Here is a 13,004-nt window from a genome sequence, read left to right as displayed (position 1 = left end):
GGGTTGCCCGACCTCCCTGAACGTCGGGCACCCGGTCAGTGCGGCGAGCGCAGCTGGTCGACCGGCCGCAGCGCCGTGTCCGGGCCGCACCCGAGCTCGCCGGGCTGCAACAGGACGCCGGGCACGGACAGCACCTGCACGCCCGCCGCGTCGCGCTTCACCAGCAGGCAGTCGTCGGCGTCGCCCATCGCGAAGCCGATCTCACCGTCGACGACCAGCGTCTCGGGCTCGAACGGCGCCTCGCGCTCGCCCGTCGGCTGCGGCATCCGTTCGACGATCTCGGCGGTGATCGCGTCGGCCGACGCGGAGACCGGCGCATTCGTGAGGACCTCGACCACCACCGCCTCCGCGCCCTCCGGCACCACGTGCACCGTGCGGGTGTCGACGGGCGGCGGGATGCGGCTCGCGCCGGGAGGGCACTCGATGTCGCGGGCGACCGCCTCGTCGTCGTCCCATCCGGAGCCGTCGCCGATCACCACGCCCCAGAAGTCGAACTCCGACTCGAAGCAGGCGACGTACGGCTCGCCCTGCTGGGGGCGCTGCACGGAGGCCCGGAACTGCAGCGCGCCGAACGGCTCGCCGTGCTCCGCGCCCGGGAACGCCTCGTACCCGATGAGCTCGACGCTCGCGCCGCGCGTATCGGCGTCGGCCCAGCGCGCGTAGTCGTCGATGAGGTCGGTGCCGCCCCGGTACAGCCCGCGCGAGACATCGGCGACCGCGGATCGTGCGGCCGCGTGCGACGCCGCGTCCGCCGAGGGCCGCCCGTCCCCGCACCCGATCAGGCCGAGGACGGCGGTGCCGATGACGGCGACGGCGAGGCCGCGCGTCGCCCGGCGGGCGGGAGGGCGCATGATCCGAGGATGGTCGAGCGGGAGCCATCCGGCAAGCGCGCCGCGCCCCCACGGCGAAGCGCCCCGGCCGATCCCGGCCGGGGCGCTCCTGCGGTGGTGCCGGGAGGCCCGGCGACGACTCAGAAGTCGAAGTCGTCGATGTTGTCCTTGTCGAACACGTACGGGTCGCCGAGGAGCACGGTGGCGTCCGCGCCGACGGTGTACTCGCCGAGCTTGCCGGCCGTGAAGGTGTCGCCCTCCTTGCCAGTGATGTCGCCGTTGATGAGCGCGGCGGCGGCGTACGCCGACAGGTAGCCGAGGTCCTCGGGGTTCCAGAGGGCGAAGGCGGTGACGGTGCCGTCCTCGATGTACTCGCGCATCTGGTTCGGCGTGCCGAGGCCGGTCAGCGCGACCTTGCCCTTGTAGTCCGAGGTCGAGAGGTAGCGCGCGGCCGCCGAGATGCCGATGGTCGTCGGCGAGACGATGCCCTTCAGGTTCGGGTGCGACTGCAGCACGGCCGCCGTCTTGTCGAACGAGATCTGCTCGTCGTCGTCGCCGTAGACGACGTCCACGAGCTGGATGTTCGGGTGGTCGGCGGCGAGCAGCTCCTTCATCTTGTCGATCCAGGTGTTCTGGTTCGTGGCGTTCGCCGTCGACGAGACGATCGCGATCTCGCCCGCGTCGCCGATCTGCTCGGCGATGAGGTCGACCTGCACCTTCGCGATGCCGTCGGCGGTCGCCTGGTTCACGAAGAGGTCGCGGCAGTCGGGGTTCGTGTCGGAGTCGAAGGTGACGACCTTGACGCCGGCGTCGCGAGCCTCGTTGAGCGCGTCGCAGATCGCCTTCGGGTCGTTCGCCGAGACGACGAGCGAGCCGACGCCCTGCTGGGTGGCGGTGTTGATGTAGCTCACCTGGGCGTCGGGGCCGGACTCCGCCGGGCCGACCTCGGCGAAGGTGCCGCCGAGCTCCTCGACGGCCGCCTTGCCGCCCTTGCTCGAGGTGTCGAAGTACGGGTTGCCGAGGCTCTTCGGCAGGAAGGTGATCGAGAGGTTGTCGCTGCCGCCGCCGCCCTCGCCGGACCCGCCGCCCGTCGAGCCGGTGTCGGCGCAGCCGGAGAGCGCGAGGGCAGCCGCCACCGCGGCCGCGGCCACGGCGGTCGCACGCTTGTGTGCAAACTTCATTGTTCTTCCATTCCTTTCGTGCTGGCGACCGAGACGGATGCCGTCGGCCGGGGGACGCGCAGCGTCGTCAAGATGCTGTGGGTGCTGCGACGGAGGAGACCGGGCCCGAGCGTCGTCGCCGGACCTTCTGCAGCCAGGCGAGCAGGCTCGCACTGACGACCGAGACCACCAGCAGCGTGCCGGTGATGACGTTGATGACGTCGGAGGTGACGTTCGCGAGGCGGAGGGCGCTCGAGAGCACGCCGATCAGGAGCACCGCGGCGACGACCCCGTAGAGCTGGCCGCGTCCGCCGAAGACGGAGACCCCGCCGAGCACGACCGCGGCGATGACCTGCAGCTCGAGCCCGGTGGCGTTGTCGCCGCGGGCGCTGCCGAAGCGCAGCGTGTAGAAGACGCCCGCGAACGCCGCGACGAGCCCGGCCGCCATGAAGAGCAGGAACTTCGTGCGCTCCAGGTGCACGCCCGAGAACCGGGCGGCGTCCTTCGACTGCCCGATCGCGTAGATGCCGCGGCCGAAGGGCGTGAAGTGCAGCACCACCACGAAGATCACGAGCAGGATCAGGAACGGGATCATGATGTACGGGATCGTCGTGCCGGCGATCTTCGCCTTCGCGAGGGCCGTCCAGCCCTCGGGGAAGTCGGTCACGGCGGTGGTGCCGAGCAGGCCCACCGCGAGGCCGCGGAAGAGCGCGAGCGTCCCGATCGTGACCGCGAGCGAGGGCAGGCCGACCACCGTCACGAGGAAGCCGTTGAACGCGCCGCCGATGGCGCCGACGAGGAGCGCCAGCACGGCGGCGAGCTCGAACGGCAGGCCGGCGTGCACCCCGGCGCCCGTGACGACGCTCGCGAGGCCGACCATGCTGCCGACCGACAGGTCGATCTCGCCGGTGATCATCACGAGCGTCATCGGCAGCGCGATGAGCAGGATCGGCGCGATGTCGAGCAGCAGGTAGTTGAGGGTGATCGGCTGCGCGAAGCCGCGCACCGTGAGCATCGCGTAGGCGACGACGAGGACGAGGAGCACCACGATCGCCATCTCGCGGGTGAGCAGCACCCGCCGCCAGAGCGGCTTCTCGAAGTCGCGGCTCACCCGGTTGGTCGTGGCGGTCGGGGTCGCCGGGGTGGTCGTCGTGGTCATGACTCGTCCCTCGCTTCGATGAGTCGCTGTCTCTGCCGCACCGCGAGCCAGCGGTCGAGCACGATGGCGCCGATGATGAGCACGCCGACGACGGCGCGCTGCCAGAAGTCGGGGATGCCGAGGATCGGGAGCGCCCGGTTGATGGTCATGAGCAGCACGGCGCCGATGGCGGCACCCCAGACGGTGCCGATGCCGCCCGTGATCGCGACGCCGCCGATGACGGCCGCGCCGACGGCGTCGAGCTCCCAGCCGGCGCCGGCCTGCGAGCTGACGGTGCCGTAGCGCGCGACGTAGAAGACGCCGGCGAGTCCGGCGAGCGCGCCCGACAGGGTGAAGGCGGTGAGCACGCGGCGGGTGACCTTCAGACCGTAGAGCTCGGCCGCGGCCGGGTCGGAGCCGATCGCGTAGTACTCGCGGCCGCCGCGGGTGTTGCGCATGTACCAGGCCGCGGCGGCGAGGATGACGAACGCGACGATGGCGAGGATCGGAATCGTGAGGAACTGGCCGGTGCCGATGGCGAGGAACTCCTTCGGCATGTCGGACGCGTTCACCCGGGTCGAGCCGGCCCACATCACGTTGATGCCGCGGTAGGCGTAGAGCGTGCCGAGCGTGATCACCATGGCGGGCACGCGGGCGAACGCCACGAGCGAGCCGTTGACGAGGCCGAGGAAGGCGCCGAACAGCACCGCCAGCAGCACGACCACGGGGATCGGCAGGCCGGGCACGTCGATGAAGAGCCGGCCGGTGAGGTAGGCCGACAGCCCCATCACGGAGCCGACCGAGAGGTCGACGTTGCGGGTGATGATGACGATCGCCTGCCCGGCGGCGACGAGCACCAGGATCGACGGGGTGAGCAGCAGGTCGCGCCAGCCGTCGCTCGAGAAGAGGAAGCTCGGGTTCATCGTCGTCGCGGCGATCACCACGAGGACGAGGGCGATCAGGATGCCGAACTCGCGCGCCTTGCCGAGCGCGCCGATGTGCTTCGTGATCCCGGAGACGGGGATCACCGTGGTGGGGGGAGAGGAGGTCACGAGTGCTGCTCCGATGCGTGGGTGGCGGCGAACATCACGTTCTCGCTGGTGGCGTCCGCACGGTCGATCTCGGCGGTGATGCGGCCCTCGCGCATGACCAGCACGCGGTCGGCCATTCCGAGCACCTCTGGCAGCTCGGAGGAGATCATGAGGATGCCCATGCCCTGACCGGCGAGCTCCGAGAGCAGGCGGTGCACCTCGGACTTCGTGCCGACGTCGATGCCGCGCGTGGGCTCGTCGACGATGAGCACGTCGGGCTTCGTCGCGAGCCACTTGGCGAGGACGACCTTCTGCTGGTTGCCGCCGGAGAGGGTCGCCGCGACGGTGTCGAGGGCGTAGGACTTCACCTCGAGCCGGCTCGCCCAGACGCGGGCGGCGCGGTTCTCGAGGCCGGTGGTGATGAGGCCGAAGCGGGAGAGCTCGCGGCGGATCGCCATCGTGATGTTGCGGCCGACGCCGGAGTCGATGACGAGGCCCTGCTTGCGGCGGTCCTCGGGGACGAGGGCGAGTCCGGCGCGCATGGCCTCGGTGGGCCGTCCGCGGCGGATGCGCCGGCCCTTGAGCGTGACGCTGCCCTCGCGGTACTGGTCGACGCCGAACACGGCGCGGGCGACCTCGCTGCGGCCGGCGCCGACGAGGCCCGCGAGCCCGACGATCTCGCCGGCGCGCACGGTGAAGCTGATGTCGTGGAAGACACCGGGCGAGGTGAGCCCCTCGACCTCGAGCAGCGGTTCGCCGACGACCGTCTCCTGCTTGGGGAACAGCTCGGTGACCTCGCGGCCGACCATCTGGCGCACGAGTTCGCCCGGCGTGGTCTCGGCGATCGGCGTGGTCGCGATGTACGAGCCGTCGCGCATGACGGTGACCGTGTCGCAGAGGGCGAAGACCTCGTCGAAGCGGTGCGAGATGAAGATGAGGCCGCGGCCCTCGTCGCGCAGGCTGCGGGCGATCGCGAAGAGCCGCTCGGCCTCGACGCCGGACAGGGCCGCGGTCGGCTCGTCCATGATCAGGACCTTCGCGTCGAGCGAGACGGCCTTGGCGATCTCGATGACCTGCTGGTCGGCGATCGACAGGCCCTCGGCCGGGCGGTCCGGGTCGATGACGACGCCGAGCCGGGTGAAGAGGCGCTCCACTTCGTGGCGCATCGCCTTGCGATCGATCCGGCCGAAGCGGCCGGTGAGCTGGCGGCCCATGAAGATGTTCTCGGTCACGGAGAGGTCGGGGAAGAGCGTCGGCTCCTGGTAGATGACCGCGACGCCCGCGGCCTTCGACTGGGCGGTGGAGGTGAAGTCGACGTCCTCGCCGTCGAGCCGGAACTCGCCGGCATCGCGGCGGTAGAGGCCGGCGACGATCTTCACGAGCGTGGACTTGCCCGCGCCGTTCTCGCCGATGAGGGCGTGGATCGAGCCGGCCTGCAACTGCAGGCTGGCGGAGCGCAGCGCCACGACGGCGCCGAACGACTTGACGACCTCCGAGAGCTCGAGGACCACAGGTGCGTCAGTGCTCGGCACGGGGTTCCTCCTCGTTGAGGGTGTTGGGGGATCGGTGGATCACTGGTCGGTATGAATCGATTCACTTTCGATTCAGGGCAACTGTAGGCATCCGTCGCCCGTCGGTCAAGTCACGGATCGGATACGGCCCCCGCGACCCGACCCGCGGCCGCGATCACCGGCCGGTCGACGCCCGCACGACGAGTTCGGGCTGGAAGCGGACGTGCCGGATGGCGGCCCCCTCGGAGTCGAGCGCCTCGAGCAGCAGCTCGACCGCCGCGGCGCCGATCGCGCGCGCGGGCTGCCGCACGGAGGAGAGCGGCACCACCGCGGACTGCGCGAAGTCGATGTCGTCGTAGCCGATGAGGGCGAGGTCGTCGGGCACCCGCACCTCGCCGAGGATCGCGGTGCCCTGCAGCACCCCGACCGCGAGCAGATCGTTCGCGCAGAACACGGCGTCGGGGCGATCGGCCGCGGCGCGGCGGGCGATCTCCTCGCCGGCGTCCCGGCCGTGGAGCACCGTCAGGGCGTCGAGCTCGATCACCTCGAGCGTCGCCTCCGGGACCGCGGCGAGGGCGCGGCGAGCCCCCTCGAGGCGGTCGGCCACCTGGCGGATCGAGCGCGGCCCCCCGATGTAGGCGATGCGGCGACGCCCCTGCTCCAGCAGGTGCGCGACGGCCAGCATGCCGCCCTGCACATCGTCGACGGCCACCGACGGCACCCCGCCGCCCGGCAGTTCGCCGTCGACGATCACGAGCGGGATGCCGCTCTCGGCAAGCCGGCGCACGGCGGCGGCCTCCAGATCGGTCGGCGTCAGGAGCACGCCGTTCACCCGCTGCTCGCGGAACAGCTCGAGGTAGGCGCGCTCCCGGCTCGGCGTCTGATCGCTGTTGCCGAGCAGCACCGACATGCCCTCGCGGGCGGCGCGCTCCTCCGCCCCGCGGGCGACCTCGGCGAAGAACGGGTTCGCACTGTCGAGCACGACGAGGCCGATGCTGCGACTGCGCCCGGCGCGCAGCTGCCGGGCCGCGTCGTTGCGGACGAAGCCGAGCCGGTCGATGGCGGCCTGCACGCGGGCGACCGTGGCGGGCGCCACCTTGTCGGGGCGGTTCAGCACGTTCGACACCGTGCCGACCGACACCGCGGCGGCGGCCGCGACGTCCTTCACGCTCACTGACATAGGTGGCCCCTCGCCCTGACGGTCGGTGATTGCGGATCGCTTGACGGATCCTTGGGGACCACATTACAGTTTGAAACGATTCACGGCTGGATCGATTCATTTCGGTGCCGACCGAGCCGTTCGAACCCCGCGAGCCCACGAAGGAGTGCCATGCCCCGCGTCGCGTTCACCCTCCAGGTGCGCCCCGAGCTGATCGACGCCTACGTCGAGCGCCACAGCCCGGTGTGGCCGGAGCTGCTCCGCGAGATCGCGGCGGCCGGCCGGCGAAACTACTCGATCTTCCTCGACCGCGAGCGCTGCACCCTCTTCGGCTACTACGAGACCGACGACGACGAGGCGGCCCGCCGCCACCTCGCCGCCTCGCCCGTCGCGGCCCGCTGGGAGGCATCCATGGCCGAGTTCTTCGTCGGTCTGGAGGGGCGAGCCGACCAGGCGGCGACGCCCCTCGTCGAAGTCTTCAACCTGCACGACCAGCTGACGGCCACCGCCGCCACCGACCACGAAAGCCCCGCATCATGACCGCCCTCTCCTCCGAGCACCTCTCCGCCCTCGCGCAGCAGTCGGTCGAACTGCCCAGCTGGGCCTTCGGCAACTCCGGCACGCGCTTCCGCGTGTTCGCGACGCCCGGCACGCCCCGCGATCCCTTCGAGAAGATCGCCGACGCCGCCCAGGTGCACGCCTACACGAAGCTCGCGCCGACGGTCGCCCTGCACATCCCGTGGGACCGGGTCGAGTCCTACGACGCCCTCCGCCGGCACGCCGAGGATCTCGGCGTGACGCTCGGCACCGTGAACTCGAACACCTTCCAGGACGAGGACTACAAGTTCGGCGCCCTCGCCCACCACGACGCGCGCATCCGCCGCAAGGCGATCGATCACCACCTCGAGTGCATCGACATCATGGACGAGACCGGCTCGCGCGACCTGAAGATCTGGCTCGCCGAGGGCTCGAACTACCCGGGCCAGAACGACATGCGCGATCGCCAGGACCGGCTCCAGGACTCGCTGCAGCAGATCTACGCGCGCCTCGGCGACGAGCAGCGCCTCGTGCTCGAGTACAAGTTCTTCGAGCCGGCGTTCTACCACACCGATGTTCCGGACTGGGGCACGAGCTACGCGCAGGTGAGCGCCCTCGGCGAGAAGGCCATGGTCTGCCTCGACACCGGCCACCACGCACCGGGCACGAACATCGAGTTCATCGTGATGCAGCTCCTCCGCCTCGGCAAGCTCGGCTCCTTCGACTTCAACAGCCGCTTCTACGCCGACGACGACCTGATCGTGGGCGCCGCCGACCCGTTCCAGCTGTTCCGCATCCTCGCCGAGGTCATCCGCGGCGGCGGCCTGAACAACCCCGACGTGGCGTTCATGCTCGACCAGTGCCACAACATCGAGGACAAGATCCCCGGCCAGATCCGCTCCGTGCTGAACGTGCAGGAGATGACCGCGCGGGCGCTGCTCATCGACCGCGAGGCGCTCACCGCCGCGCAGGACGCGAACGACGTGCTCGCCGCGAACGCGGTGGTGATGGATGCCTTCTACACCGATGTGCGCCCGCAGCTCGCCGCCTGGCGCGAGGAGCGCGGGCTTGCCGCCGATCCGATGGCCGCCTACCTCGCCTCCGGCTACCAGCAGCGGATCGCCGAGGAGCGCGTCGGCGGCGTGCAGGCCGGATGGGGGGCCTGAGATGACGAAGCCGAACGAGACGAATCCCGCCGTCGTGGAGCTGATCGCCCGCAGCAACCGCCTGGGCGCGGACCCGCGGAACACGAACTACGCCGGCGGCAACACCTCCGCGAAGGGCGTCGCCGCCGACCCGGTCACGGGCGAGCCGGTCGAGCTGCTGTGGGTGAAGGGCTCGGGCGGCGACCTCGGCACCCTGAAGCCGGAGGGCCTCGCCGTGCTGCGCCTGGACCGGATGCGCGCGCTCCAGGGCGTGTACCGCGGCGTCGAGCACGAGGACGAGATGGTCGCCGCGTTCGACTACTGCCTGCACGGCACGGGCGGTGCGGCGCCGTCGATCGACACGGCGATGCACGGGCTCGTGGACGCCGCGCACGTGGACCACCTGCACCCGGACTCCGGGATCGCGATCGCGACCGCCGCCGACGGCGCCGAGTTGACCGTCCGGATCTTCGGCGACCGCGTCGTGTGGGTGCCGTGGCGCCGCCCCGGGTTCCAGCTCGGCCTGGACATCGCCGCGATCAAGGCCGAGCACCCCCAGGCGATCGGCACGATCCTCGGCGGTCACGGCATCACCGCGTGGGGCGACACCTCCGAGGAGGCCGAGGCGAACTCGCGGTGGATCATCGACACCGCCGCGGCGTACCTCGCCGAGCACGGCGATCCGCAGCCGTTCGGCGGCGTGCGCCCCGGCTTCGAGGCGCTGCCCGAAGCCGAACGGCACGCGCGCGCCGCGGCGCTCGCCCCCGCCATCCGCGGGATCGCGTCGAGTGAGAAGCCGATGATCGGGCACTACACCGACTCCGAGGCGGTGCTCGACTTCCTCGCCGCCGAGCAGGCGCCCGCGCTCGCAGCGCTCGGCACGAGCTGCCCCGACCACTTCCTGCGCACCAAGGTGCGGCCGCTCATCCTCGACCTGCCCGCCACCGCGAGCGTCGAGGAGCAGCTGGCCCGTCTCGCGGAGCTGCACGAGGCGTACCGCGCCGACTACCGGGCGTACTACGAGGCGCACGCCACGGCCGACAGCCCGGCGATGCGCGGCGCGGACCCGCTCATCGTGCTCGTACCCGGCGTCGGCATGTTCTCCTACGGGGCGAACAAGCAGACCGCCCGGGTCGCCGGCGAGTTCTACGTGAACGCGATCAACGTGATGCGCGGTGCGGAATCCGTGTCGAGCTACTCCCCCATCTCGGACGCGGAGAAATTCCGCATCGAGTACTGGGCGCTCGAGGAGGCGAAGCTGCAGCGGATGCCGAAGCCGAAGTCCCACCAGGGCCGGATCGCGTTCGTGACCGGGGCGGCGAGCGGCATCGGCAAGGCCATCGCGACCCGCCTCGCCGCGGAGGGCGCCTGCGTCGTCGTCGCCGACCTCGACCTCGAGAAGGCGCGCGCCACGGCGGCCGAGCTCGGCGGCACCGACGTCGCGATCGGCGTGGCCGCGAACGTCGCGGACGCCGACGCCGTGCAGGCCGCGATCGACCGGACCGTGCTCGCCTTCGGCGGCGTCGACCTCGTCGTGAACAACGCGGGGCTCTCGCTCTCGAAGCCGCTGCTCGAGACGAGCGAGGCCGACTGGGACCTCCAGCACGACGTCATGGCCAAAGGCTCCTTCCTCGTGTCGCAGGCGGTCGCGCGCGTGCTCATCGCGCAGAAGCTCGGCGGCGACCTCGTCTACATCTCCTCGAAGAACTCCGTGTTCGCCGGGCCGAACAACATCGCCTACTCCGCGACGAAGGCCGACCAGGCGCACCAGGTGCGCCTCCTCGCGGTCGAGCTCGGCGAGCACGGCGTGCGCGTCAACGGCATCAACCCCGACGGCGTCGTGCGCGGCTCGGGCATCTTCGCCTCCGGCTGGGGTGCGAACCGCGCCGCGACCTACGGCGTCGACGAGGAGGACCTCGGCCAGTTCTACGCGAACCGCACGATCCTGAAGCGCGAGGTCGTGCCCGAGAACGTCGCGGACGCCGTGTACGTGCTCACGGGCCCCGAGCTCAGCCGCACCACCGGTCTGCACATCCCCGTCGACTCGGGCGTCGCCGCCGCGTTCCTGCGATGAACGGGGCGCGCGCGGGCGCGCCGCGGTCGGCCGGCCCGGTCGCGGCCGTCGATCTCGGCGCCACGAGCGGGCGGGTCGTGCTCGGCCGCGTCGGTCCCGACACGCTCGAGGCGACGACGGTCGCGCGCTTCCCGAACACCCCGGTGTTCGCCGGGGACGGGCTGCACTGGGATCTGCTCGGCCTCTACGGCGACGTGCTCGCGGGCCTCCGCGAGGCGTTCCGCCTGGAGCCCGGGATCGCGAGCCTCGGCATCGACTCCTGGGCGGTCGACTACGGGCTGCTGCGGCAGGGCCGCCTGCTCGGCATCCCCTTCCACTACCGCGACGAGCGCACCTCGCGCGGCGTCGCGGCGGTGCACGCGCGGATGCCGCACGCCGCGCTGTTCGCCAGGAACGGCCTGCAGTTCCTGCCGTTCACCACCCTCTACCAGCTCGCCGCCGAGCCCGCCGAGGTGCTCGCGCTCGCAGATCGGGCGCTGCTCGTCCCCGACCTGCTCGCCTCCTGGCTGACCGGCGAGGCCCGGGCCGAGCTCACGAACGCGTCCACGACGGGACTGCTCGACTGGGCGGCGCGGGACTGGGATGACGCCCTCATCGCGGAGCTCGGTCTGCCGGCCGGGGTCCGCGGCATCCTGCCGCCGCTGATCGCCCCCGGCGAGCGCATCGGGCCGCTGCTCCCCCGGGTCGCCGAGTCGATCGGCGGCAGGGCCGAGGTGGTCGCCGTCGGCTCGCACGACACGGCGTCGGCCGTCGTCGCCGTGCCCATGCGGGCGGATGCCTCGGCCTACATCTCCTGCGGCACCTGGGGGCTCGTCGGGGTCGAGGTGGCGCAGCCGGTGCGCACCCCGGAGGCGCTCGCCGCGAACTTCACGAACGAGGGCGGCGTCGACGGGCGGGTGCGGCTGCTGCACAACGTGATGGGCCTGTGGATCCTGAGCGAGACGGTGCGGGGCTGGGAGCGCGAGGGGCACGCGGTCGAGCTGCCCGCGCTGCTCGCCGCCGCCGCCGAGGTGCCCGCCGACTCGGTGCCGGTGTTCGACGTCGACGATCCGCGGTTCCTGCCGCCCGGCGACATGCCGGCGCGGATCGGCGCGTGGTGCGCCGAGCACGGACTCGCGGCACCCGGCACCCGGGCCGAGTTCGCGCGCGCCATCGTCGAGTCGCTCGCCCAGGCGTTCGCGGATGCCGCGGTGACCGCCGCCCGGCTCGGCGGCATCGAGTTGCGCACCATCCACATCGTCGGCGGCGGCGCCCAGAACGAGCTGCTCTGCCAGCGCACCGCCGACCGGGCCGGGGTGCCCGTGCTCGCGGGCCCGGTGGAGGCGACCGCGCTCGGCAATTTCCTCGTGCAGGCGCGGGCCGCCGGATTCGTGAGCGGTTCGCTGGAGGCGCTGCGCGACCTCGTCGCCCGCACCCACGAGCCGCGCCGCTTCGAGCCGATGGGCTGAGAGCCCGGGGCTCGGCGCCTCCCGCCGAGGCGGCGCGCCGAGAGGAGCTACCCGCTCGCCGACTCCGCGTCCGCCCGCACGCCGCGGTACTCCCACTGGCCGGCGCCCATCCGCGGACGCGCGTAGGTGACGCCCCGCACCCGCTCGAGGCAGTGCTGCTCGTAGGTGCGGATGAGTTCGACCGTCACGCCGAGGTCGTCGGCGAGGCGGTGCGGGTCGGGGTCGACGCGCTCGAGCCTGGCGTACTCCTCGGGGTCGATCAGGAGCTCGGCGGCGAACACCTCGGCCTGCCGCTCGTGCTTCGGATTGGAGTGGTCGTGCCCGTAGTACGCGTGACCGAGCTCGTGTGCGATCGTCACCCGCCGCTCGTTCGGCGTGAGCCGGATGTCGAAGTAGATGCGCTGCTCGTCGGGCGAGTAGAGCCCCAGCGTCCGCTCGTCGAGGTGAGTCGCGTGCAGCCGCACGCCGAGCGCGGCCGCCACCCGAACCAATGCCCTCACCCGATCCCCCGATGCGGTCCTGCTACTTGCGCGTCCCCGTTCGCGCCGCGAGGCGGTAGTCGTCGGGCGACGGCGCCTCCGGCGTGAACTCGTAGTCATCCTCGGCGTCGCCGCCGACACCGGCGGCGGCATCCGCCTCGACCCGGCGCAGCGCCTCGCGGAGCAGGCGGCCCGTCGAGACGGCGGCGAGCGGATCGGCGGGCGCGACGGCGACCGGCACCTCGGCCTCCTCGGCGGTCAGGTACCCGGCGGCGATGAGGGCCTCGACGGGCGGCCGCCCGAAGGCGCGCGCGTACGCCACGACCTGCCTGGGGTTCGGGTCGGTCGCACCGCCGCGCCACCGGCCGACCGTCGCCGGATCGACGCCGGCACGGCGGGCGATCTCACTGTTCCGCACACCGTCGCTCGTCGCATCGAGGTAGGCGCTCCACCGCATCCGCTCATTCACGGGCTCCAGCGTACGGCGGATGA

Annotated in this window: 12 protein-coding genes; 4 read left to right on the top strand and 8 right to left on the bottom strand. The window is 72.0% G+C overall.

Features of this window, described 5'->3' with window-relative positions; translation table 11 throughout:
* Positions 1–35: 35 nt before the first annotated feature.
* The 6 genes from ROT00_RS08230 to ROT00_RS08205 all read right to left on the bottom strand — a co-directional run bounded on the left by ROT00_RS08230 (position 36) and on the right by ROT00_RS08205 (position 6,850).
* The gene (locus ROT00_RS08230) at positions 36–851 is read right to left on the bottom strand and encodes a hypothetical protein (protein ID WP_404773870.1); all 816 of its coding nucleotides are present in this window, start codon (positions 849–851) and stop codon (positions 36–38) included.
* 119 nt (positions 852–970) lie between these two features.
* Positions 971–2,011 carry a rhamnose ABC transporter substrate-binding protein gene (gene rhaS, locus ROT00_RS08225; protein ID WP_404773868.1) on the bottom strand — a complete coding sequence of 347 codons (1,041 nt, stop codon included), beginning with the start codon at positions 2,009–2,011 and terminating at the stop codon, positions 971–973.
* Between the two features lie 67 nt (positions 2,012–2,078).
* The gene (locus tag ROT00_RS08220; protein ID WP_404773867.1) at positions 2,079–3,149 is read right to left on the bottom strand and encodes an ABC transporter permease; all 1,071 of its coding nucleotides are present in this window, start codon (positions 3,147–3,149) and stop codon (positions 2,079–2,081) included.
* Complete coding sequence (locus ROT00_RS08215; protein ID WP_404774076.1) at positions 3,146–4,126, bottom strand: ABC transporter permease; 981 nt, start codon at positions 4,124–4,126, stop codon at positions 3,146–3,148. Before ROT00_RS08215 ends, ROT00_RS08220 begins: the two co-directional genes overlap by 4 nt.
* Before the next feature lie 50 nt (positions 4,127–4,176).
* On the bottom strand, positions 4,177–5,691 hold the full coding sequence (locus ROT00_RS08210) for a sugar ABC transporter ATP-binding protein (protein ID WP_404773865.1): 1,515 nt from the start codon (positions 5,689–5,691) through the stop codon (positions 4,177–4,179).
* A gap of 154 nt (positions 5,692–5,845) precedes the next feature.
* The gene (locus ROT00_RS08205; RefSeq protein ID WP_404773863.1) at positions 5,846–6,850 is read right to left on the bottom strand and encodes a LacI family DNA-binding transcriptional regulator; all 1,005 of its coding nucleotides are present in this window, start codon (positions 6,848–6,850) and stop codon (positions 5,846–5,848) included.
* 150 nt (positions 6,851–7,000) lie between these two features.
* Between ROT00_RS08205 and ROT00_RS08200 the strand changes: the two genes are divergently transcribed.
* Genes ROT00_RS08200 through ROT00_RS08185 form a run of 4 tightly spaced genes read left to right on the top strand, consistent with a single transcriptional unit; the run spans position 7,001 to position 12,033 of the window.
* Complete coding sequence (locus ROT00_RS08200) at positions 7,001–7,369, top strand: L-rhamnose mutarotase (protein WP_404773861.1); 369 nt, start codon at positions 7,001–7,003, stop codon at positions 7,367–7,369.
* Positions 7,366–8,532 carry an L-rhamnose isomerase gene (gene rhaI / locus ROT00_RS08195; RefSeq protein WP_404773860.1) on the top strand — a complete coding sequence of 389 codons (1,167 nt, stop codon included), beginning with the start codon at positions 7,366–7,368 and terminating at the stop codon, positions 8,530–8,532. The genes ROT00_RS08200 and rhaI overlap by 4 nt, the downstream gene beginning before the upstream one ends.
* 1 nt (position 8,533) lies before the next feature.
* On the top strand, positions 8,534–10,585 hold the full coding sequence (locus tag ROT00_RS08190; protein ID WP_404773858.1) for a bifunctional aldolase/short-chain dehydrogenase: 2,052 nt from the start codon (positions 8,534–8,536) through the stop codon (positions 10,583–10,585).
* The gene (locus tag ROT00_RS08185; protein WP_404773856.1) at positions 10,582–12,033 is read left to right on the top strand and encodes a rhamnulokinase; all 1,452 of its coding nucleotides are present in this window, start codon (positions 10,582–10,584) and stop codon (positions 12,031–12,033) included. The genes ROT00_RS08190 and ROT00_RS08185 overlap by 4 nt, the downstream gene beginning before the upstream one ends.
* A 47-nt stretch (positions 12,034–12,080) precedes the next feature.
* On the opposite strand, the gene ROT00_RS08180 is transcribed toward ROT00_RS08185, so the two are convergent.
* Both ROT00_RS08180 and ROT00_RS08175 read right to left on the bottom strand, forming a co-directional pair.
* A complete protein-coding gene (locus ROT00_RS08180) occupies positions 12,081–12,533 on the bottom strand; it encodes an ImmA/IrrE family metallo-endopeptidase (protein ID WP_404773855.1) in 453 nt (150 codons plus the stop codon).
* A 22-nt stretch (positions 12,534–12,555) separates the two neighbouring features.
* Entirely contained in the window at positions 12,556–12,981 is a 426-nt protein-coding gene (locus ROT00_RS08175) for a helix-turn-helix domain-containing protein (RefSeq protein ID WP_404773854.1), read from the bottom strand.
* Between the last annotated feature and the right edge of the window lie 23 nt (positions 12,982–13,004).

Source organism: Agromyces mediolanus, from assembly GCF_044917495.1.
In the GTDB taxonomy this organism is placed as follows: domain Bacteria; phylum Actinomycetota; class Actinomycetes; order Actinomycetales; family Microbacteriaceae; genus Agromyces; species Agromyces mediolanus_B.
Note: the sequence above shows the minus strand (reverse complement) of the source record. Positions and strands in the feature narration are given on the sequence as shown.